Here is a 22284-nt window from a genome sequence, read left to right as displayed (position 1 = left end):
TCTGATGCGAGAGGTTGAATTTAACTATACTTTCAGAATCATGAATTGTATTGACTTTGTAAGGTCTCCTTCTGTCACTATTTGCAGATTTCAGGTCTGAAATTGCTTTGTAAATATCAGAGATTTTTGCCTCTCTGAAAGGACAGATAAAACGTCTCCAGTTTACAAGAGAGTAGACTATTTTGTTTGTTCTCAGAAGGCCGATATTTTGTGACGCCTGAAGTTCAGTTATGAATTAATGAATGAGATCAATTTTATTCTGAGTAATCCGGTCTTCCTTCAATGCTTTTTCAAATGACCTGTCTGCATAGGAAGGTTTGACATAATGAAAATTAATGCATTTCTGGTTGGTGCTGTGATACTTCTCATGAAAGAAAGTTTAGAATAGGAATATTAATGGATTATGGGGGAGATTTGGAAATGAATGCCCGAAGCCGTTGGAGGGGATGTATACAACCGGTATGTGTTCCCTAAGAAAAGTATTAATAGTATTGTCACATATTGAGTTCTAATGTCAGACGTTACCAGACATAGTGGGTTTCATTTACCCGCAAAAAAATACGAAGAGTATGCAAAAACTGCCATTTCAAAAGGACTGGCTGAAGGAAAGATCACTCCCGATGATGCAGCACTCCTGATAGAATTTGTCGATGAAATATCGATAAATATGAACCCACAAAGGGTATACAAACATTATTCTATCCTCATAAACTGGAGAACCTTTATTGGTCCTTTCCGGGAGAACCAGGCCGGTGATCTGTACAGGGGAATACAACAACTGAAAGGATACACACGGGAGAACGGAAAACCATACTCCTCCCATACAATCAGTGACTATGTCCGCTTCATTAAGCGTCTCTATTTGTGGATGGTTGAAAATGAATACACCTCCATACCTGAGAAAAAAATAATGAAAATACGGGTGCCGGCCACGGACGAAATGACGGTCACCGTAGAAGACCTGATTACCGAGGAAGAGGCATTGAGGATGATTCAGACCTGTTGGAATTCCAGGGACCGGGCGATCATTTCAATGCTATGGGATGGAGGATTCCGAATCAGTGAGCTCGGTACCCTGCAATGGAAGCAGGTTAAATTTAACGAATGGAATGTAGTGGTAAACACCGCAGAAAAGACGGGAAAACCACGCCATATACCACTGGTTATGAGTAAAGCATACATTGCACAGTGGAAGAATGATTATCCTTTTGAGCCGGTCGGTGATAATCATGTATTCCTCACCCTTGATTCCTGTAAGCCGGTCCAGTATGCGGGATTGAAGAAGAAAATCACGAAAATTGCAAAGCGTGCAGGAATCGAGAGAAAAATAAATCCCCATCTCTTCCGGCATAGCAGAATTACCGACCTTATCCGGAAAGGCTATCAAGAATCTGTTATCAAAAAAATGCTTTGGGGAAATCTCACGACGACGATGTTTGCGGTTTATGCCCATCTCTCGGATATTGACATAGACAATGAGGTCGCCTTGCATGAAGGGATTGTCACTGAAGACCAGAGGGCAGATTCACCGCTTGAGGCCCGCCAGTGCCCCCGGTGTTATACGATCAACGGACCTACTATGGAATATTGTAACAAATGTGGTCTTGCATTAACGAAGGGGGCTGTAGCTGATAGAACGAAGATTAAAGAATTGCTCAGTGAGCTTTCAAAGGAGCAGATTATTGAATTACTCGCCAATGCTCCTTAAACAATTTTTTCCTTTCATGGCTTAATTTTGCCCTGAATTAAAAACAGATATGCGACGCTACAACCGATGCGAAGGATCTTAATGCTGTGATGGGAGATGAGACTGCATCTGTTATACCCAAACCATCTGTTTCTGCCGCCTCCACAAAATCCTTTGTATCCGGAGGTGCTGGTATGAATGATAAGATCCGAAGGGCCGCAGGGATGTTGTTTGCGGAGGGGAGTATAGTCGATATCCTAGGTCCTTGGTGCCATCAGTTTAATTATTCCATCATGAGCGCGAGGGTATTGGTCTCTAATCTCGCCCGAAACATTCACGCGATTAAAATGGATTTTTTTTGTACAAATATGTACATTGCACTGGGGTGTGTAAGAGAAGGGAGTGTTTTTTTGAAAATTTTTAGACAGGAGCATGGGGAAGGGGGGAGCCTATCTGATTAACATTAGACAGATGAAGATTTTTTTCCTCCGGCATTGAGACTTGGGATGTCCACCCTTCTGTTATGATACCTGATAGTGAAATGATTATATTACCTAACGAAGTATCGAATAATTACATTCTCGAAGAAACATCTGTATTACAGGAGTATATGCATGAACTCAAAATGGAACAGCAAAGAGTAGATAAAATACATCTAAATCTCATGTAGAAGGTTTCTTCCGAAGGGATTGAAGAAATGGCTCAATTCCGATTTATGCACCCGATTTGCAAACTCTGGTAAATAATCCTGTAACTCTTCTACTCACAAATCCCCGAATTATTCGTACAGATTTCAACGGTTCCTGTTACAAAGACTGAAGAGGCATTGGGCAGGGTGCAATTGACAACCTCGTGAAAACGGAAGAATCGAACCACATAGTTATGGGACATCTGGGATAAAATTAAACTAGGATTAATATGGATTATTTCTCAGATTCATGGTGCAGTCTTAAATGGAGTAGGTGGGCTCCTTTACAGAATTACAATAAAGAGCTCTCAAACCTTTCCAATACTTCGGGACTTTACCGTATACGACCAATACAGAAGGATTTTCTCATGTATATCGGGCAGACTGGAAGATCTCTTCGGGAGAGAATGGGCCAACTTAGAATATATACCAGATCCGAATCTGAGATGCCATTTAATGACCCGCATACTGCCGCCCCATCACTTTGGGCTTGGAGAGATGCAGAAGGATGGGAATTTGAATGCTCCGTTGCGTCAGTAGAGTTTAATGAACTGACAAAAAGAGATTCCAAACAGATGAGAGAGGGTTTTGAATCATATCTTCTGTGGAGATATCGCCTTGAAAAAGGAGAATCAACACTCTGTAATTTTGGACGATTTCATCCCCAATATTTCAAGTCCTCAAGCAGAAGTTCCGGAAGACGGGGGGACAGGTTATCGGAAGATGAAATAAACATTTCAGGCGGCCCCTCATTGCCACCATTGAATCTTAAAGGTTCACCATGTAATGCAGACTGGATGGATCTTGACTGGAAAGGCCCGATACCACTTACAAAAGGTTGTGGAGGTGACTGTGGAAATAGTCCCGGATTATACAAAATTATGTTTGGTGATGAGGTGGTGTATATCGGGCAGTCATCATCACTCAAATCACGACTAAACAGCCATGTAAATAAGAACTGGGAGGGTGATCCTGAAGTTGCTGTCTGTATGACTGATGTGGAAATCAGGGAGTATCAATTACATGAATGGGAGAATGACCTCATCGCAGGTTTTTTTTCAGAATATAACAGACCCCCGAAATATCAGTTCAAAAATTTGGAATGAGGATTAAAATATGACAACACTGGTCATTGTTCCGTGCGGTAAGGCAAAAATATGGGATAAAAAGTCGGAACTGAATTTTGTAGCAGCAAAAGACGCCTATACAAGCACATTTTTTAGATTAAACAGGGATTATGCCTATAATTTCGGAGACAGGTGGGTCATATTAAGTGCAAAATATGGTTTTATCGATCCGGATACAATGATTGAAGATTATGATATTTCCTTCAATAACAAAAAGACAAATCCGGTTTCAAAATATGTCCTCAAAGAGCAGATATTGATTCAAAATCTTTTCCAGTACAACCAGATTATTGGTCTTGGGGGAGACAATTATCGCAGGAGAATTTCTGAAAGTTTTGAAGATTATCAAGTCGATATCCATTTTCCATTTAAGGACTGTGCAGGAATTGGACATATGCAAAGGGCAATTAAAAATTCAATACAGAATAAAAAATCAAGCATAAAATAAATATTCACCACCCCCCGTCAAAAACCCGGACCGTGATCTTTCCCTTATCTTTTTTCATCCCAAAAACCACAGACGGAACAAGCGGATTCTCATCATACCGCCATTTTTTCGTGCTTTTTTCCCCCGACGTCCACATCACTCCTGTCGGCCACCGCACCGGCATGTTTCGGTCGTAGAATACTGCTGTTCCGAATACCGGGCAGCCCCACTGTTTTGAAGCTCCAGCAAAACCTAATTTTGCAAAATACTGTACGCCCGATGGCCCCTGTCCTTGTGGGTAGAAGCAGTGGACGCAGTTTAGGACTGCGTCAGCACCGGGGTTCGGCCCGGCGCCATGGCTGATGCCATATACGTCATAGCAGACAGCAAGGAAGAATGTCTTACCGCGGTGTGTGAAGTTCCGGGGATACCCTGCCTCACCCGCTGCGAAATTCTTACAGAGAGAGACGTGCCCCACTTCCTGCGGTGAGGGAGCAAATTTACGGCCCATTGCACATATGCCTTCCCCTTCACGTACGGCAAGGGCCAGCTGGTCTCGGGCAAACCCTTCTGCATCCTTTCCGCCGTCAATACCGAAACATACAGTATGCCCTGTTCCCTGAAGGGCTGGTGCGAGTGTAGCCGTTGTTCTCTTGCAGTAATCAGCATCAGGAACCGCTTCCCTTGCATCCAGCCAGCCACCTGGAAAGAGAAGGACTCCGCCGGTTGGATACCCTTCTGCTGCAAGGTTTGTTATCACCTGTGAGATAGTTTCGAGGCGGTCTTTGGTTGAAGAGGTTCCATCACGGGCGTTATCGAGGGTGATGGTTGCGAGCCAGGCAGTGGAGGAGTTTTCTGCTGCAAGGCCACAAATTTCCTGAGAAACGGTGGCAAGACGGTTTTTGGTTGAATCTGTTTCTTCACGGTTGTTGTCAAGGGTGATATCGGCATACCGGGGAGAGGATGGATCTTGAGGGGATTTGATTTCCTGCCGGGGTTTTCTCATTGTTGAGGTATTAAATTACATGGGAGATAGGATTTTTGAATGGTGATTTTGGAATAGGAAGAGGGGAGAACATGAAGAAAAAAATCAATTATTTGCCCACTTAGAGAATTCATGTCGTCCCTTTCTCTTCTTTCACTACCTGTGATGCATAGCTGAAAAGAGCTGTTTCAACATCTGCTGGGAGCCATTTCCCTCTTCCCGTCGCCCGGATTGCAGATACTGTGGCGGATGGGGACATGAAATTCCATCGCTGTTCATGGTATTTGCGATATCGTTGAGAACCTGAACCCATGTACCATATTCTCCGGGCCATTTTACCTGAGATGGGGGAATCTGCCACCGTTTTCCCGATAGAGAAACAGATAATTCAAGGAGTTGATAGTGACCCCCACATTGACTATCTCCCTTTCCGAAGACCCGGACCAACCGTGTATCAATGGCCCCAAATATCTGAGGAACGGAAAAGTGGAGGATCTTACTGCAATAGGTGGGTCCAAAACCACGGACCTTGCATTCAAGGATACACACAGCGTTCTCGGGTTCTTTTTCTAACCAAATGGCCGGCATGCTGTCGATATAAAGGGTTATCCCGATAGGGTCAGGGCAGGAGATCTGTTTGGGATTGCGAAGGGAACCCCATTTCGCAATTTCCATCAGGTGAGTCGTATTGAGTGAATATTCCATCGCTGCCTTCGAGCACATATCTTCCAGACGATAGAGATCCGGGAACCCTTTTTCCCAGTTGTCCCCTTTCCAGGTATATCTCCGATAGAGGTTGGGCATGTCATTTTCCTGAAGGAATTGGTTGATGGTATCATGTTGGGATTGTGAGAGGGTCATAGCAGTGTGTCCTAAATGAAAATTCCCCAATTTTTATTTAGAGACCATTTGAGGATAACAATCACGGATGAGTGTGATGTTGAGGAAATTATTGTAACATGCAAAATATTCGGACAAAATTTACCAAAACCAATTGAAAAGTACCTAAAAATTATTATCCAAAGCTGATGTGGGTCAACAATATTATTAAAAATCGATTGTTAATCAGTAATTTTACTATTAGGTTCAATAGTTGCAAAATAGATAGATAACTATAGCCCTAAACTTGTGTTCGGGGTAATAGTTATCTTGTAAAAATGCAACTTATTATTTCAAGATGTTTTTATGAATTATAAATACTTGATGAATACTCCTATAATAAAAAGGGTTTTTCAGCTAAAAATAAGTGATTTAATTAATATTATATTATTTATAATTGTTTTGCCATTTCTTATTTTATTGCTACAATTCGTTCTTTATACTGTGATAATTCCTTTAAATATTTCTTGCGAGTACGTTGCACTGGTCTATGAAAAACCAACAATATCGGGAATGTTTTTTTCAAATTATATTCATTCAGTATCCGATATGAGCCATTTTACTAACAATTTTTGGGTCACAGTGCTCGTTATGGGAATAATATCTGGGATGATTTTTATTGTAATGCCCGCTTACGAAATTAAAATATCATGGAAAAATGTTTTCGGGGTTTTTTTCATATTTCTCTTCATTTTACCTTTCATTATTTCAGCAACAACTATGTATTTCAAAAAAGCAATGATCGACAGTACATGGTCATTTGGTTTTTCTGGGATTATTTCAGCACTATTGGGTTTTGCATTATTTCTCATTCTTTGGTGGTTTTTTGAAGTTATTCTTAAAAAAAATTATAATAAAAATCCCAATAAGATAACATTCTCATTGCTGTTTGTGAGCATTATAGTTTGTTTATTACCACTTTGGTATATGCTTTCAGAGATTGGTGGAAATGCAAATGTCTTTGCTCATATGATGGGCTATTCCTTTGGTCTAATCACTCCGGCGTTTATTGGATTAATTGTTTTGTTATACAAATAGAAATCAAAGATACTTGCCCCATTAAAATAGACAAAAACTTATTATTATAATAATATAATCGATTAATATGGTTTCACCTGTAATTATTGGACTTTCAGTTTTCTTCTGTTTATGTATATTCTTTACTGCTATAGTGACTAAAACAACAAAATTGAACAAAGTTGCTTCCACTATTCTGGGTCTCCAAATTACGGTGTTATTAATATTTTTTTATTGACTATTGGAATAGCATTTGGAATCTATTTAGTGCCCGAATACCAGTTAAACCAATTCAAAAGCCTTAGTTTCACTATCACAATGATTGCTCTAGTAACTTCTGTAATAGCAAACACAATTAATGATCAACATGATAGTGAAGGGAAATATCAAATTAACAAATTAAAAGACACAATTGATGAATTATCAAAAAATCAGACTGAATTAATCCAGAAAATCGATAGTCTTGAATCATATCTTTCTAAACAATGAAACTTAAATATTATATTTCTGAATCCTCTCCCTCACATGCACATTCATCGTAAATGGCTTCCCGCTCTTGGCGTTCTGCTTTAGATAATGCAGAGTCCCCTTTGAAAATCCCATGTCCTTCCAGTCCTTGTAGGAAAGGGCCAGAATCTTTGTCCTCATCTCATCTGAATCCTGTCTATTCAGTCTGAATTCAGGAGATTTGAAATCAAGTGTCTTCTTCTTCTTCCCGGTCAGATACTGAGCCAGGTCCCGTGTCTTAAGGAGCATGACATAACTCAACATGCATTCCTTTCCCTTGATACTCCACGTTTTTGTTGAACTACGCGTTCATCTCATCTTTAATCTTCTTTGCGCCCTTAGGTCTGAGCTAGAAGGAATAGCACTCAATCCTGAAAATGTCCATAGGATTTACAAGACAACGAATAACGGGAAGGAATGGAGCGAACAGATTAAACCCTTCAATTTCTATCTCATCGGTTTTCAGGCATTTGAAGAAAATGGGAAGTCCGTCAAACCGATATGCCCATTTTCAAAGGATTCCCAAGAAGCCGTTCACCGACCATTTATCGATTATCAATCGGGTGAGATGAAGGAAGGCACTCACTATTTCAAGCGGTTGGGAAAGACGATTTCGCAATATCTGGCCCATCCCGAACATAAGTTTGAAGGTAATGTTGGACTTCTTGAAAGGAAACATATTGTTGCTGATGGATTACTTCACGTCGGGAAGGAAGCCAATAGTGTTGATGAACAGGCTCTTGATGTGAAGAGGTCACAGGTGTTTGTTAATAAGCATGAGGTTTGGGAAGAGATTCTGAATATGTCCTATAGTGAGGGTGAGAGAAGGGGGATAAATCGGGGAACATTGTGGAGGATGAAGAAGAAATTGAATAATAAAATTATGATGAGTAAAGGGATTAAATCCTTATATAATTACTAAAGATATTTTTTATCACTATCTGTATGTCCTGATTCTCTCCAATTACTCTGAGGATTAGTTATTCTTTCAAAAAAGGGATTTGTATTTGTCCTAAGTTCCCATATTCCCTCTTTTGGATTAGTCCTTGTTTCATTTTCCCAAATAGGATGGAGAGGATTTGTATCATTCATAATTACACCAAATTTCATATTATGATTATATCTAATTTTCCTATACTGATTTCCAATAAGTGGTTTCTCTTTTTTCATATACCAAATTGTTCATTTGAACAAGTTGCCCTCTTACGGGTATTGGGATCAGTGTGCTTGGTGGAATAAAAACACCGGGACCATTATTTGTATTACTAACCTTTGCTCCTTCTTGGAATCCTTTGTTTATCCATTCTTGCTCAATGACAAAAACAGATGAATTGTTAACAGATTCAATATATTTGGTCGGTATTTCGCATTTGGTATTAGTCCCTTCGGGCAATTCGTCTACATAGGGCCTTGATAACTGTAATTCTGCTTCATAATCCAAATAAAGATCCCACATAAGGTTGGATAAATTATCGTTTTCGTCTTTAAATTCTTCAGAATACTGCACTTTTAAACCTAGGTTTTTTGCTTCTTTTCGATTCACATGATGTGAATGGCTGTATAATTTCTCAACCAAAGTTTCGATAATTCTATCGATTGTATTCCTATCATTTATTGGGTCCATATGAAGTTCCAGCAACTTTCTCGCATCTTCTCTTGCCTTGATATATTGACGGTAGGCATTTCCTAGTGCAAGAGGTCTTACATCCTTGGAGAGAATTTCAGCCAATTTAGAAAGTAATTCTTCATCCCGCATATCAAATTTATCTTTTAACAGTGAAATGTATCCGCCAATATCTTCAACGGAAATTGGGATCTGTGCTCCATTTCGTTCAGGATTAAATTCGTTTGATACTTTTGGATCGATTGGGCCGAGGGTACCAAGTTTTGACATTACAATTTCGTCTGCCCCTACTGCAACTGATGTAGCGCAACTAAATGCGCTATATGGTACTAGAACAGCGAATTTGTTGGAATATTCACGAATAAGATTCACAAGTGCCCAACCAACAACAGAATCTCCTCCATGACTATATATGAATAGATCAATTTTTTCAACATCATTATCTGAAAAGGCTTCTAAATGACGGTAAAATTCCCTTAAGTCCTTCCTATCCATCATTGTATTAATATTGGGCCTCGATGTAACGACATAAGTGATTACTTTCGAGTTTCTCAAATTCTCAATTTTTTGAATAATCTCTTTCCTTTGTTCAAATACCATGATGAAAATATAATTTTTGATAATAAAAAAATATCCAATTTAATTTGAATATTAAAATTATATTTGCTATTAAGTCGGGAGAGTTTTTCAATAGTTGCAAAATCGATAGATAACTATTACCCTAAACTTGTGTTCGAGGGGTATAATTTGAACCTTTGTTTCAGAGGTTCAATAATAACTAGATAACTATTTCCCTGAGCTTGTGTTCATGGATGAGGAAAATTATGTGGCCATTTCAATCATTTATTGGGATAACAGTGGCTTGATACCATATTGCAATTAGAGTCCATATTGACCCCTATTCAAGTATAATATTGAAAGACAAATGGGTAATTATAAATAATGGTATCAGTGCAAATAACTGGGAAATGGGAGCAAAAATGGGCGTGGTTTGGTGCAAAATATGACAATATTAGCCCGATGGTATTCAGTTGTTCGTCACGTTTGCGGAAAAAAGACGGTGTAATAATCTGTTTTGGAACATCTTACCACAATAAGCCCAAATATCCGGAGGATATAAGACCATAATTACAACAAACAAAAAACGATGGGATGGACTTTGATTCGGAAATAATGCGAGGGGTGCCGGTGGTGGGGTGAAGGGGTGGTGGCGATGTCGGGGTCAACTGGATCTTCCCAGTAGGTTTCAATCTTTGTTGTAGTGGGTCTGCCTCGTGATGATTTATTGACGTGTTCGTAGACACGACCTATACTGCATGGTTTCAATCCTTTCTGAGGCATCTCGATATACTTTACAAATGCCCTGTTTTTGGAAACCTTCGCCGCATGAAATTTATTGTATGGTTTAATATTCCCGTTTGATTAGGTGTCCGTATTGGTTCCTGTGTTGCCCTATGTTTATGGTGTGGTATAAACCCATGCCAATGACGGTGGTGGGCCATACCGTGCCGCAGTGTGGCTCATATCCGCCCTTCTATACCTTGTGTGCTGCCTCTGGCTTTCAGCACCCTAATTCCTGCTAGAGAGAATAGATATTTTGGATTTGGTTCGCTGTTTCAAACTGTGAAAACACCATCCTTGTCAACAACAAGCGTATTAAAATAGACTTTAAATTTACAATATGGGCAAATCGCACTTGAACACTCATCGATATAATCCTCATCAAAATCATCAAGGCCCAGGTTAACAGATCCTCGATACCAATCTTTGTATGTCTTTTTGCATTTTGGGCATACTATTTCTATTTCCTCAATGGGTGAGGTCATATGAGCAAATTGTTATTGATCTTAAAAATACTGCCCATTCTGTATATGAGAATCACTTGTTGCAAAATTACAAAAAAACTATTTCCCATACTGAAAATGCGGGGTTATAGTTAGTTGGGAAAAACGCCACGATTCTATTGAAAGTATTTTGATGCATTATGATCGCATCATTTAATTCTGCCACCGTGAAAGAGAAGATTATGACCTATAACTGGCGCGAACTCCTCTACCCGGCAGAATGGGGATTTCGGTTTTTCATTACCTCAATGTTGGTTGCCCTCGTCTTCCGTTTCTCAACAACAGAATCCGTATTTGCCTTCTGGGCGCTGGCCGCTGGATGTGGCATTTGCTTCCTCATGCAGGTGCGGATTACGATACTCTTCATCTTGGGTAAAATACCCGCCCCTGGATTAAGTAGCACATAACATACTCTCTCCAAGGCCCGCCCCCCGAAAAAACGTCCGCATGGGTGGTCAGCAGTCACCGAGAGAGATTGGATGTTGAAATATTCAACCATATCAAAGGGCTGGAGTAAGGTTCCCCCCTCCCCCGAATCAGTATTTTTGAATGCAGCCATTTCAGCATCCAGTCCCATTGAAGCAAAATACCATGAATATTAGAACACATGAATAACAATGGATTATTTTTGTTAGATCTGTTATAATATTTTTAAATTCAAGAAATGAAACATTAATGTTTCAACAAATTTATTATTTTATATGAAGCACATTATCTCAATAATTCTTGCTGTAATGGTGTTATCCATGATATTTATAGCAGGATGCACATCTACAGAACAATCAATTTCTGAGCCTGAAACTATCACAACATTACCAACGCAAACCACATTTCAAACACAAACACCCGTTCAGACATCTTTTAAGCCAACGGTCGACCCCACACATACCACTAACACGGGATCTGATGAACTTCGCATTGGTGCATTCAATGTGCAGGTTTTTGGCGTAAGTAAGGCATCCAAGCCTGAAGTGATGAGTGTGCTTGCTGATACAATCAGAACATTTGATATTGTCTCTATTGAGGAAATACGTGACAGCTCACAGACAGCACTTCCTGATTTGGTAAATCTGGTAAATTCTGACGGTTCACAATATGAATATGTGGTTGGTGAACGTCTTGGACGAACATCCAGCAAAGAACAATATGCATACATCTACAATACCAAGACCGCTGTTTTGACGTCAACTCCATATACATATCCTGAACCAGCAGGAACTGATCCTTTCCACCGTGAGCCATATATTGCATCGTTTGGGGCAATAAACGGGGATTTTGATGCAACAATGATCACAGTTCATACCGATCCCGATGAAGCCACAGAAGAAATAAATTCACTTGATGCTGTTGTGGATTATGCTGTAAGTCATACCCCCTACGACCAGGATGTCATTGTAATGGGGGATTTCAATGCTGATGGTTCATATTTCAAAGAGGATTGCTCATCTTCCATGACGAGTAGTGAGTACGAATGGATTATTGGTAATGATGTGGACACGACCACAAAATCTACTGATTACACATATGATCGAATAGTTCTCACAAAATCTGTGACACCTTACTTTACTGGTGATGCAGGAGTGTTCAGGTATGACACTCAATATGGACTTACACAGGATGAAACAGAGGATGTTTCAGATCATTACCCAGTCTATGCTATATTTTTCACAGGTGGTACAGGGACATACAATTCTGCTGTGACAACGACTATACCAACTCCAGTGCATACTGATTCAACTACCATATCCACAACCATTCCAACTACTATACCAACAACATCTAATCCAACTCCAGTGACCTCTGGCACGTCCGATGTTTACATAAGTGGAATCTCACTTGAAGATGAATGGGTGAAGATAACAAATAAGGGGTCATCTGTGAATCTCAAAGGATGGTACATTCAGGATGATGATGCTAAACACACCTACACATTTCCATCGATTACACTTGTATCCGAATCAACAGTAACCTTACATTCCGAAAAGGGAACAGACACTTCCACTGAACTCTACTGGGATGGGAAAAATGTCTGGAACAATGATGGTGATACTGCCTACCTGTATGACAGTAGTGGAAAATTAGTCTCTCAGAAAAAAGGATAATAACATATTATCCCAATAATTTGAACTCGCCAGAAAACTATCATTTTTTGTGTATTTCTGTGTCTTTTTGTTTAATCCATAATTCCCATTTGGAAATCTTAAATTATCTGACAAAATAAAAAATAGATGCATACTTTGAATGGCAGGCTGAGAAGGGGGCGCCGGGGAGAAAAACGGGCCAGTGGGATTGTGGGGGCCCTTGCAGCGTGGGTGGTGTAGTGGTTGGGATTTGGGTGAGAACTAGTATATAATCTCTAAAAATGCATAACAATATGCTGGTTAAGGAAGGGATATAGGAAAGTGTTGCTGAAAAACATTACGCCAATCAAAATATACAGGCGGAAAGGTGTTACCATCAATCTTACCAAATTATCATTCTAATAAATATTTCATTTTGTGTGCCAATTAGAAGCATGTGGTTTTACACACAAATAAATGGATTCAAGGATAACCTTATTTGTGATGCTACGACCGGTAGTTAAATGGGCAGGCGGAAAACGGCAAATACTTCCCGAAATTGTAAAAAGATTGCCAATAAATTGGGATGTATATTATGAACCATTTATTGGTGGTGCTGCTTTACTAATTGAATTGAATAATTCTAAAAAAATCAACAAAGCGATAATTTCAGATATTAATTTGGAATTAATTAATTTATATAATGTAATTAAAAAATCGCCCGAAGATCTCCTTCAGGAACTACAATCGGGGAAATATCAAAATGACCAAGAAATATTTTACCAGTTCCGTGATCACTTCAATGAAATAAAAGCCAAAGATGAATTTGATATTGAACGCGCTTCAATTTTTATTTATTTAAATCGTCACTGTTTCAACGGTCTTTGGCGTGTCAATAAAAAAAATAACTACAATGTGCCTTTTGGTCGATATAAAAACCCCAAATTGGCTGACAATAAAATGATTCATGGCTTGAGTCAGTTATTCCAGAAAGTAAATATTCGGAATGAAGATTTTGAGGTTGTAGTTGCTGATGCAAAGGAAGGGGATTTTGTATATTTCGATCCGCCTTACATGCCTCTATCTGATACAGCACATTTTACTAATTACACCTCAAATGGTTTCTCTTATGACGATCAGGTAAGACTTGCTGAAACATATAAACGCCTTGCCGAAAAAGGGGTTTCTGTAATGCTGAGTAATTCTGATGCACCAGCCATCCATGAACTCTATGGGGACTTCAATATCTCAGTAATACGAGCAAATCGATCAATAAATAGTGACGCAAGTAAAAGAACTGGAGTGACAGAAGTCATTGTTACTAATTATCCGGTGAAAACAGATGAAATACATACCTTACTATAGAGAGAATAATGTCCAAGAATCTGAAACATTTACATTTTTCCTCGAAAATTTAAAACCATCAATCAAAGTATGGGATTATTTCGTTAATTGGGAAAAAGTCAATGGAAACATGGTGGATATTAAAGTTGAATTGAATATCTTAAATTCTCTTATTGGTTCGAGAAATCTTGAAAATGATTTCATAAATCTAGTTCGTAAATATCCTAACACAATAAAGGTTTTACCGATTATATTAGCGGTAAGAGAGAATTCACTTCAAATAATAAAGGATTACCAAAATAATGATATGTCATACTTAGAGTTCGATTTTTCCCAAAAGGCCTCTCTGGATTATTCATCAGCAGCGAAATACTTCAATTTCATAGAACAAAGTGGATTAATTGATTTGTTCAGTGGTGAAAAAATCAAAAATTTTGTTGATTATACCTTTGGCGTGGAAGTAGGCCTCGACTCAAATGGAAGAAAGAATCGAGGAGGGAAATTGATGGAAAATATCTTAGAGGTATTTATTTTAGATTTCGTTCAAAAAAATAAAAATTTGGATTATCTATCTGAAGCCACGCCACAGAAGATTATGCAAAAATGGGGAAAAAAAATTAAGTATGAGAAATCGTCTCGTAAGTTTGATTTTGCTATTTATAACAAAAAAACTGGGAATATCATTATTATCGAATCTAATTTCTACAATGGTGGCGGATCAAAATTAAAATCTGTTTGTGGTGAATTTCGACAATTGTTCGATGAATTGCAGAAACAAAATATCGAATTGATTTGGATTACCGATGGCAAAGGCTGGCTGACGACAAAAAGACCATTAGAAGAGAGTTTTAATCACAACAATTACATTTTTAATCTAAAAATGATAAGTGAGGGCATATTAGGAAATATTATTTAAATTTGTTTGCGATTTTTATTTTGGCGATGTGGCACATTCATCGAAATATGCCCTGCCAGCGTTCAAATTTCTTATACTGAATTATAATGAGATTTTTCATCTTATTTATACCTCAATTCAATTTAACTATAGATACACAATATTACAGATTGCTACAATTTTGCAATGCTATTCCTCTCTATTCCAAATAATAATACCCACGGGCAAAATAGTAGATTTACATTGAATGAAGATACAAAGACACACAATAGATTACCCCAAGAAAGCTGAAACTGCCTACCTGTATGACAGCAGTGGAAAAATAGTATCTCAGAAAAAAGGATAATAGCAGATTATTCCAATAACCTGAACTCACCAGAAAACTATCCTTTTTTGTTTATTTCTGTGTCTTTTTGTTTAATCCATAATTCCTATTTTGAAATCTAAAATTATCTGACAAAAATATATGCATATTTCTAATGGCAGCAATTCCAGAAAGTACCGACTCACGACCATTTCACCTTCGGTACTGTATTGATCCGTTGCGGATTATGATACGCTTCATGTGGGGCAAAATTTCCGCCTAGGGGTTAAGTAAAGCTTAAATAGACCCCAAAATAAACCCGTTCCTCGAAAAAACGTCCACACAGACGGCCGGAGTGGGCCGATCGCACTTACATCCGGGCAATACATCCTCTCACATAAGGCACCAATTGCACCCCCGCAATAACCCGAAATAATGAGTTAAAAATAATAATAACGCACAAAATAGCCGTATTTTTTAGTGGCCACAAGGTGTTGGAAACGGGAAGAATTCTGCCCCCCGTTTTCATTCAAAATAGGGGGATATTACCCCTGTTTCTGGTATCCATCGGGCCGTTCAGCCGAGTTCCGGCTTCCCATCGGCCCAGGTCTCAACTGTGGTCCGGATGGCATCATCCGCATACGAGGAGATGCGGACCTTTGTGCGGGAGATCGTCACATAGTACGTCTCGCCATTCGCGTCGTGGCACTTCAGCTTGCAGGAGAAGGTGTCCTTTGCGTTGTCACGGGACTGTGTTCCGCCGATCGCGGTGGCGAGTTCGTCGTCGTTCATCACATGAATGGTAGCGGTCCCGAATGCTGCGACCGTTGCGACCTGAACGGAGACATCGCCGATGGTATCGGCTTCGAGGGGGAGATTCACTCCTTTGAACCAAATCCATCTCTTCCACACTACCCCTCATTTTTTCCACTGTTATACCCTCTGTGATGGCGTTACAACCTGATTTGCACAGCATCTTTTCAGCCTGCGACACGGAATTCTAAAACAGCTGCCGTATCGTCGAATAATGTAAGAATAACTGAAAATATTTTGCCTGACCAAATCTTCGTGCATATATACGTTGATGTCAAAGTTACTTTTATTGAGGGACTTGAACAAAACATGAAATTCCAAACCATCTTAAACAAACATCGGGATATCTCTTTTTCAGAAGTTGAGAAAGGCAATCGCTTTGAACGACTTATGCAGGGATACTTACTAACAAACCCGATATATGAAAATAAATTTGAAACGGTTTGGTTATGGAATGAATTCCCATTTAAACATGAACTTGGTGGTTCTGATACAGGTATTGATATTGTTGCTTTAACGAAAGATAACGAATATTGGGCAATTCAGTGTAAATGCTATCAAGAAGACACTCCGATTAGCAAAGGAGATGTAGATTCTTTTTTAGCAACATCGAGTCGAGAATTTTCAACAGGAAATAGTGAAAAAGTCAGATTTTCACATCGTCTTTGGATATCTACAACAAATAAATGGGGGAAGAACGCTGAAGAAGCTCTACACAATCAGAATCCCCCTGTCTCACGGATTAATCTGCTTGATTTAGAAACTGCTCCTATTGACTGGGAAAGTCTGGATAAAGGAATATTTGGTCCTAAGGCACGACTAGCCAAAAAAACGATTAGACCTCATCAAAAAGAAGCTATGGATAATGTTCATGAGCATTTTCTGGAGGAAGATAGAGGAAAGCTCATTATGGCTTGTGGGACCGGCAAGACATACACCGCCTTAAAAATTGCTGAGAACGAAACAGAGGGTAAAGGCTTAATTCTGGTCTTAGTTCCTTCTATTGCTCTTATGGGGCAGACTTTAACTGAATGGTATTATGATGCTGAGGAACCCATCAATGCCGTTTGTATCTGCTCTGACACTGAAGTTTCAAAGAAGAAAGGCATAAAAAATGATATAGATACTACGAGTGTGGTAAACTTAGCCTTACCAGCGAGTACTAATGTTGACAATATAATAAGACAATTTGAACACATCGGAAAAAACGGGACCGATGGACTTACCGTTGTTTTTTCGACCTATCAAAGCATAGATGTAATTTCAAAGGCGCAAACAATTCTGGGAAATATTTTTGATCTTATTGTTTGTGATGAGGCCCACCGTACTACAGGGGTTACTTTAGCTGGAAATGATGAATCTGCTTTTGTAAAGGTACATGATAATGAATTTTTAAAGGCAAAAAAACGCCTTTACATGACCGCCACGCCCCGTATTTTTAGTGATGATAGTAAAAGTAAGGCGGATACACACGATGCTGTCCTCTGCTCCATGGATGATGAAACTCTGTATGGGCAAGAGATGTACAGAATTGGTTTTGGTCAGGCAGTGGATGAAGGATTACTTGCCGACTATAAGGTGTTAATTCTTACTTTAAGTGATAAGGATATTTCTCCATCTGTACAAAAAATGGTGGCTGACGATGAGCATTCAATAAGTGCCGATGATGCTTCCAAGCTCATAGGTTGTGTCAATGCTTTATCAAAACAGATCTTAGGTGACGAAGGAATTATAAAAGAGACAGATCCTCTTCCAATGAAAAGGGCTGTAGCCTTTTGTCAAACAATTAGAGTCAGCAAAGAAATTACAGTCAATTTCAATGACGTTCCTGAGAAATATATTGCCGATTTACCTGAAGATATACAAGAAAATATTCTCAATGTGAAGTCTCGCCATGTTGATGGAACGATGAATGCAACAGCCCGCGACAATTTATTAGGGTGGTTGAAAGAAGACAGTGAAGAGTGCCGGATACTTACGAATGTCAGATGTTTAAGTGAAGGTGTAGATGTCCCTTCTTTAGATGCGGTGATGTTTTTATCTGCACGTAATTCTCAGATTGATGTTGTTCAGTCTGTTGGTCGTGTAATGAGGCTTTCTGAAGGGAAAAAGTATGGCTACATAATTATCCCTGTAATCGTTCCAAGCGATATTCCTGCTGAAAGGGCATTAAATGATAATTCACGATATAAAGTCGTCTGGACTGTTTTAAATGCTCTCAGGGCTCATGATGACCGTTTTAATGCCACGGTTAACAAGATTGATCTTAATAAGAAAAAACCTACCAATATTTTAGTTGGAAGACCTGAAATCAGCTTTGATGATAAGGGGAATCCTGTTTTTGTCGAAGATGAAGAGAGAGACAAAACCATACAAACACAATTACAATTGCAGTTTGAAGAGCTACAAAGTGTGGTTTTTGCCCGCATGGTCAATAAAGTTGGGGACCGCCTTTATTGGGAACAATGGGCTAAAAGTGTCGCAGATATTGCTGAAAAGCAAATAGGCCGCATAAACAATCTGGTAAAGAATGAGGATATCAAAGATACTTTTGATGAGTTTTTATCAGGACTTCAGCAAAATATTAATCCCTCAATTACCAGGGAACAGGCTATTGAGATGTTATCACAACATATGATAACCAAACCTGTTTTTGAAGCTATTTTTCAAGACTATTCCTTTGCAGAACATAATCCGATATCAAAATCAATGCAACGAATGATTGATTTGTTAGAAACCCAGGCGATTGAAAAAGATACTCAAAGCTTGGATAGTTTCTATGAATCCGTGAAAATGAGGGTATCTAATATCGATAATGCTGAGGGCAGACAGCGTGTAATCGTCGAGCTTTACGACAAATTCTTTAAATCCGCTTTCCCAAAGATGGTCGAACAGCTTGGTATTGTGTACACCCCTGTGGAAGTGGTGGACTTTATTGTGCATTCTGTTGATGATGTTTTGCGGAATGAATTTGATAGAAGTCTTACCGACGAAAATGTTCATATCCTTGATCCATTTACCGGCACTGGCACATTCATCACCAGATTGCTTCAAAGTGGACTGATAAACCCTGAAGATTTACAACGCAAATATTTGAGTGAAATACACGCCAACGAACTCGTTTTGCTGGCATATTATATCGCTGCCATCAACATCGAAAATACCTATCACGATTTATTACCAGAGACAAAGGAATACCAGAGTTTTGACGGCATTTGCTTAACAGATACTTTCCAGTTGGGCGAGTTCAAAGAAGGTGAGCACCTTATTTCTGAATTCTTCCCTAAAAATAGTGAACGAGTAAATGCCCAACAAAAGACACCCATAACGGTGATAATGAGCAATCCTCCTTATTCAGTTGGGCAGAAGTCAGCTAATGATAATGCTCAGAATATGTCATATCCAATTCTGGAAAAACGCATTACTGACACTTATGCCAAAGATTCATCTGCCAATTTAAAACAGTCATTATACGATGCTTATATCAAGGCTTTTCGCTGGTCATCTGACAGGCTGGATGAAAATCATGGTGGTATAATCTGTTTTGTTTCCAATGGTAGTTGGCTTGATGGTAATGCTCATGATGGCTTTAGAAAGAATTTGGAAAAAGAATTTAACAGCATTTATGTCTTTAATTTGCGAGGAAACCAACGAACCTCTGGAGAGTTAAGTAGAAAAGAAGGAGGGAAAATATTTGGTTCTGGATCAAGAACCACGGTATCTATAACGTTACTCGTTAAAAACCCACAAAAAAACAATAAAAAAACTACCATCTATTATCATGATATTGGAGATTACCTAAATAGAGAAGAAAAGCTGACAATCATTAAAAAATATGGGACAGTAGAGAATCCTGAAATGGATTGGGATATTCTAACACCAAATAAAGAAGGTGACTGGATTAATCAGCGAAATAATGCCTTTAATGAATATCTCTCCATTGGAGACAAAAAAGGGAATGATACTAATAAATCATATTTTGTACCTTTTTATTCGAGGGGTTTGGCTACATCTAAAGATGCTTGGTGTTATAATTCCAAAAAAAGTGAATTAATTCAAAATATAAAGGAGACTATTAATTTTTATAATTCTCAAGTAGATGTATTTTCCTTAAAGAAATCTCAAAATAAAAAATTAATTGCAGAAGATTTTATTTGTTACGATTCAACAAAATTTGGCTGGACAAGAGAACATAAAAAGGACATTAATCAACTAAAAAAATATACTTTTGATAGTAATTCGGTTCAAACAAGTATTTATAGACCATTTTTTAAGCAATTTCTCTATTTTAATCGCCAGTTAAATAATATGGTTAATCAAATCCCTAAACTTTACCCTACTTCGGAAAGTGAAAATAAGGTAATTTGCGTATCGGGAATTGGAGGAAATAAAGAGAATAGTGCTCTAATTACTGATGCAATCCCAGATTTAAATTGCCTTGACGCTGGCACTCAATGTTTTCCCCTGTATTATTATGAAGAATTAGGAAATAAGAAAAACAGAGAAATAAATCCGTCTCAGAAAACAATTTTTGAAGCAGACGAACCCGAACCATTGAATAAATATATCAAGCGAGATGGGGTAAGTGATTTTATTTTTGAAAAGGCGAAAAAGCAGTATGGAGAATCCAGCTTAACCAAAGAAGACATATTTTATTATGTTTACGGCATACTTCATTGTCCTAATTACCGCAAGACCTTTTCAAACGACCTAAAAAAGATGCTCCCCAGAATACCTTTAGTTGAAAATATTACCGATTTTTGGAGTTTTAGCAAAGCTGGGCGAAAATTAGCAAATCTTCACCTGAATTATGAGACTGTTCCACCATGCTCTGATGTGAAGGTCACGGGCACTGAAGGTGAATATTTCATAGTTAATAAGATGAAATTCCCGAAAAAAGGCCAAAAGGACACTATCATCTACAACAATACCATCTCAATTACAGAAATACCAGACAAGGCATATCAATACATAGTAAATGGAAAAAGTGCCGTTGAATGGATAATGGAACGATACCAGATAAGCACTCATAAAGACAGCGGAATTACAAATGACCCAAATGATTGGGCTAAAGAAGTAGGTAATCCCCGTTATATCTTAGATTTGCTTCTCAGTGTTATCAATGTCAGTGTGCAGACGGTTGATATTGTGGATGGGTTGCCAGAGCTGAAATTTGAGTAATATCATCATCTCTTTTTTTTGAAATATTCCTGTGACTGCAATCAGGAAAATTGCATTGAAGTTCATATGACTTCTGAGTGGATTCAACCTCGTGAATATCTATTAACGTGTTCGTAGACACGACCTATAATGCATGGTTCCAATCCTTTCTGAGTGGATTCAACCCAGGTCATGAGAGGCAACATCCACCTCACGAATGCCAAGGGTGTCATTTTTCCATTACGGACAGATATGGCCATATAATAAAATAAAAAGCAATATATGTGCATTTTTTTAATTGAAATGTTGGTAGAATAGGCTGCAATAAAAACGAAATATTATGCAACGGGCAATGCCACTGCTGATTATTCTGCTGGCGGTCTTGTTGGTGTTAATGATGCTGGCACCATAACAAATTGTTATGCAATGGGCAGTGCCACTGCTGATTATTCTGCTGGCGGTCTTGTTGGTGTTAATGATGCTGGCATCATAACGAACTTTTATCGCTATACTAACAGCGGCACCAGTTTAGGCACCCATATATCTGATTTAACGAAATTCAGGGACTATGCATTCATAACCGGAACAGAAGGAGAGGGTCTTAACTGGCCAGAAAGTATCATCAGTAATGATGCTGATTCTTCGAAACCATGGAGGGTATTCACATATAAGTGTCAGTATCCTATTTTTCAGTGGCAGTCTACTGGAAATGTGACCCTTACTATCAATTCAGATCCAGAGGGTGCAGCAATCTCACTGAATGGCGTAAATACCACGGCAGTTACGAATCATATCTTCAGTGATCAGCCTGCAGGTGAGTATAATATCACCGTTGTGCGTGCAGGTTATACCTCCGCACCGGAATATAGGGCAGTTAACCTGACAGACGGTGAAACGAAAGAGGTAACCTTCGCCCTGACACA

The 22284-nt window shown here is 38.8% G+C and carries 17 protein-coding genes and 1 pseudogene; 11 read left to right on the top strand and 7 right to left on the bottom strand.

Annotation, left to right across the window (positions count from 1 at the left end; translation table 11 throughout):
• Positions 1-511 precede the first annotated feature (511 nt).
• From OU421_RS00380 to OU421_RS00370, 3 genes are all read left to right on the top strand, one after another.
• Entirely contained in the window at positions 512-1708 is a 1197-nt protein-coding gene (locus OU421_RS00380; RefSeq protein WP_268186592.1) for a tyrosine-type recombinase/integrase, read from the top strand.
• 897 nt (positions 1709-2605) lie between these two features.
• Positions 2606-3481 carry a GIY-YIG nuclease family protein gene (locus tag OU421_RS00375; RefSeq protein WP_268186591.1) on the top strand — a complete coding sequence of 292 codons (876 nt, stop codon included), beginning with the start codon at positions 2606-2608 and terminating at the stop codon, positions 3479-3481.
• Between the two features lie 10 nt (positions 3482-3491).
• On the top strand, positions 3492-3950 hold the full coding sequence (locus tag OU421_RS00370; protein WP_268186590.1) for a DUF6884 domain-containing protein: 459 nt from the start codon (positions 3492-3494) through the stop codon (positions 3948-3950).
• Between the two features lie 4 nt (positions 3951-3954).
• On the opposite strand, the gene OU421_RS00365 is transcribed toward OU421_RS00370, so the two are convergent.
• Together OU421_RS00365 and OU421_RS00360 are read right to left on the bottom strand one after the other, a co-directional pair.
• Positions 3955-4935: a hypothetical protein gene (locus OU421_RS00365; protein WP_268186589.1), complete on the bottom strand. Its 981-nt coding sequence runs from the start codon at positions 4933-4935 to the stop codon at positions 3955-3957.
• Between the two features lie 135 nt (positions 4936-5070).
• Complete coding sequence (locus tag OU421_RS00360) at positions 5071-5775, bottom strand: hypothetical protein (RefSeq protein WP_268186588.1); 705 nt, start codon at positions 5773-5775, stop codon at positions 5071-5073.
• Between the two features lie 342 nt (positions 5776-6117).
• Here OU421_RS00360 and OU421_RS00355 point away from each other — a divergent pair, with 342 nt between their 5' ends.
• Complete coding sequence (locus OU421_RS00355; RefSeq protein ID WP_268186587.1) at positions 6118-6831, top strand: hypothetical protein; 714 nt, start codon at positions 6118-6120, stop codon at positions 6829-6831.
• Positions 6832-7302: 471 nt separating this feature from the next.
• Here OU421_RS00355 and OU421_RS00350 read toward each other — a convergent pair whose 3' ends face one another.
• Complete coding sequence (locus OU421_RS00350; protein WP_268186586.1) at positions 7303-7581, bottom strand: hypothetical protein; 279 nt, start codon at positions 7579-7581, stop codon at positions 7303-7305.
• On the opposite strand from OU421_RS00350, the gene OU421_RS00345 reads away from it, so the two are divergent.
• A complete protein-coding gene (locus OU421_RS00345) occupies positions 7580-8239 on the top strand; it encodes a hypothetical protein (protein WP_268186585.1) in 660 nt (219 codons plus the stop codon). The two genes, OU421_RS00350 and OU421_RS00345, sit on opposite strands and share 2 nt — an antisense overlap.
• Here the strand turns inward: OU421_RS00345 and OU421_RS00340 are convergent.
• The 3 genes from OU421_RS00340 to OU421_RS00330 form a co-directional block, all read right to left on the bottom strand.
• Positions 8236-8427 carry a hypothetical protein gene (locus tag OU421_RS00340; RefSeq protein WP_268186584.1) on the bottom strand — a complete coding sequence of 64 codons (192 nt, stop codon included), beginning with the start codon at positions 8425-8427 and terminating at the stop codon, positions 8236-8238. The genes OU421_RS00345 and OU421_RS00340 overlap by 4 nt on opposite strands.
• A 22-nt stretch (positions 8428-8449) precedes the next feature.
• Positions 8450-9562, bottom strand: coding sequence for an SDH family Clp fold serine proteinase (locus OU421_RS00335; protein ID WP_268187843.1), 1113 nt, complete (start codon positions 9560-9562; stop codon positions 8450-8452).
• Between the two features lie 995 nt (positions 9563-10557).
• Positions 10558-10767: a hypothetical protein gene (locus OU421_RS00330; RefSeq protein ID WP_268186583.1), complete on the bottom strand. Its 210-nt coding sequence runs from the start codon at positions 10765-10767 to the stop codon at positions 10558-10560.
• Positions 10768-10925: 158 nt separating this feature from the next.
• On the opposite strand from OU421_RS00330, the gene OU421_RS00325 reads away from it, so the two are divergent.
• The 4 genes from OU421_RS00325 to OU421_RS00310 all read left to right on the top strand — a co-directional run bounded on the left by OU421_RS00325 (position 10926) and on the right by OU421_RS00310 (position 15105).
• Positions 10926-11192: a hypothetical protein gene (locus OU421_RS00325; RefSeq protein WP_268186582.1), complete on the top strand. Its 267-nt coding sequence runs from the start codon at positions 10926-10928 to the stop codon at positions 11190-11192.
• A gap of 294 nt (positions 11193-11486) precedes the next feature.
• Entirely contained in the window at positions 11487-12887 is a 1401-nt protein-coding gene (locus OU421_RS00320) for a lamin tail domain-containing protein (RefSeq protein ID WP_268186581.1), read from the top strand.
• Positions 12888-13349: 462 nt separating this feature from the next.
• On the top strand, positions 13350-14210 hold the full coding sequence (locus OU421_RS00315; protein WP_268186580.1) for a DNA adenine methylase: 861 nt from the start codon (positions 13350-13352) through the stop codon (positions 14208-14210).
• A complete protein-coding gene (locus OU421_RS00310) occupies positions 14188-15105 on the top strand; it encodes a type II restriction endonuclease (RefSeq protein WP_268186579.1) in 918 nt (305 codons plus the stop codon). The genes OU421_RS00315 and OU421_RS00310 overlap by 23 nt, the downstream gene beginning before the upstream one ends.
• A gap of 859 nt (positions 15106-15964) precedes the next feature.
• On the opposite strand, the gene OU421_RS00305 is transcribed toward OU421_RS00310, so the two are convergent.
• Positions 15965-16300, bottom strand: coding sequence for a hypothetical protein (locus tag OU421_RS00305; protein WP_268186578.1), 336 nt, complete (start codon positions 16298-16300; stop codon positions 15965-15967).
• A 210-nt stretch (positions 16301-16510) separates the two neighbouring features.
• Here OU421_RS00305 and OU421_RS00300 point away from each other — a divergent pair, with 210 nt between their 5' ends.
• Together OU421_RS00300 and OU421_RS13030 are read left to right on the top strand one after the other, a co-directional pair.
• Entirely contained in the window at positions 16511-21382 is a 4872-nt protein-coding gene (locus tag OU421_RS00300) for a DEAD/DEAH box helicase (RefSeq protein WP_268186577.1), read from the top strand.
• A 303-nt stretch (positions 21383-21685) separates the two neighbouring features.
• A pseudogene (locus tag OU421_RS13030) lies at positions 21686-22273 on the top strand (PEGA domain-containing protein); the annotation flags it as partial.
• Between the last annotated feature and the right edge of the window lie 11 nt (positions 22274-22284).

Source organism: Methanogenium organophilum, from assembly GCF_026684035.1.
In the GTDB taxonomy this organism is placed as follows: Archaea; Halobacteriota; Methanomicrobia; order Methanomicrobiales; family Methanomicrobiaceae; genus Methanogenium; species Methanogenium organophilum.
This window is presented reverse-complemented; position numbering and strand designations above follow the sequence as displayed.

Coding starts and splice junctions, on each gene's coding strand:
- OU421_RS00380 (WP_268186592.1), top strand. CDS start 512: ATGTCAGACGTTACCAGACATAGTGGGTTTCATTTACCCGCAAAAAAA.
- OU421_RS00375 (WP_268186591.1), top strand. CDS start 2,606: ATGGATTATTTCTCAGATTCATGGTGCAGTCTTAAATGGAGTAGGTGG.
- OU421_RS00370 (WP_268186590.1), top strand. CDS start 3,492: ATGACAACACTGGTCATTGTTCCGTGCGGTAAGGCAAAAATATGGGAT.
- OU421_RS00365 (WP_268186589.1), bottom strand. CDS start 4,935: ATGAGAAAACCCCGGCAGGAAATCAAATCCCCTCAAGATCCATCCTCT.
- OU421_RS00360 (WP_268186588.1), bottom strand. CDS start 5,775: ATGACCCTCTCACAATCCCAACATGATACCATCAACCAATTCCTTCAG.
- OU421_RS00355 (WP_268186587.1), top strand. CDS start 6,118: ATGAATACTCCTATAATAAAAAGGGTTTTTCAGCTAAAAATAAGTGAT.
- OU421_RS00345 (WP_268186585.1), top strand. CDS start 7,580: ATGCATTCCTTTCCCTTGATACTCCACGTTTTTGTTGAACTACGCGTT.
- OU421_RS00350 (WP_268186586.1), bottom strand. CDS start 7,581: ATGTTGAGTTATGTCATGCTCCTTAAGACACGGGACCTGGCTCAGTAT.
- OU421_RS00340 (WP_268186584.1), bottom strand. CDS start 8,427: ATGAAATTTGGTGTAATTATGAATGATACAAATCCTCTCCATCCTATT.
- OU421_RS00330 (WP_268186583.1), bottom strand. CDS start 10,767: ATGACCTCACCCATTGAGGAAATAGAAATAGTATGCCCAAAATGCAAA.
- OU421_RS00325 (WP_268186582.1), top strand. CDS start 10,926: ATGATCGCATCATTTAATTCTGCCACCGTGAAAGAGAAGATTATGACC.
- OU421_RS00320 (WP_268186581.1), top strand. CDS start 11,487: ATGAAGCACATTATCTCAATAATTCTTGCTGTAATGGTGTTATCCATG.
- OU421_RS00315 (WP_268186580.1), top strand. CDS start 13,350: ATGCTACGACCGGTAGTTAAATGGGCAGGCGGAAAACGGCAAATACTT.
- OU421_RS00310 (WP_268186579.1), top strand. CDS start 14,188: ATGAAATACATACCTTACTATAGAGAGAATAATGTCCAAGAATCTGAA.
- OU421_RS00300 (WP_268186577.1), top strand. CDS start 16,511: ATGAAATTCCAAACCATCTTAAACAAACATCGGGATATCTCTTTTTCA.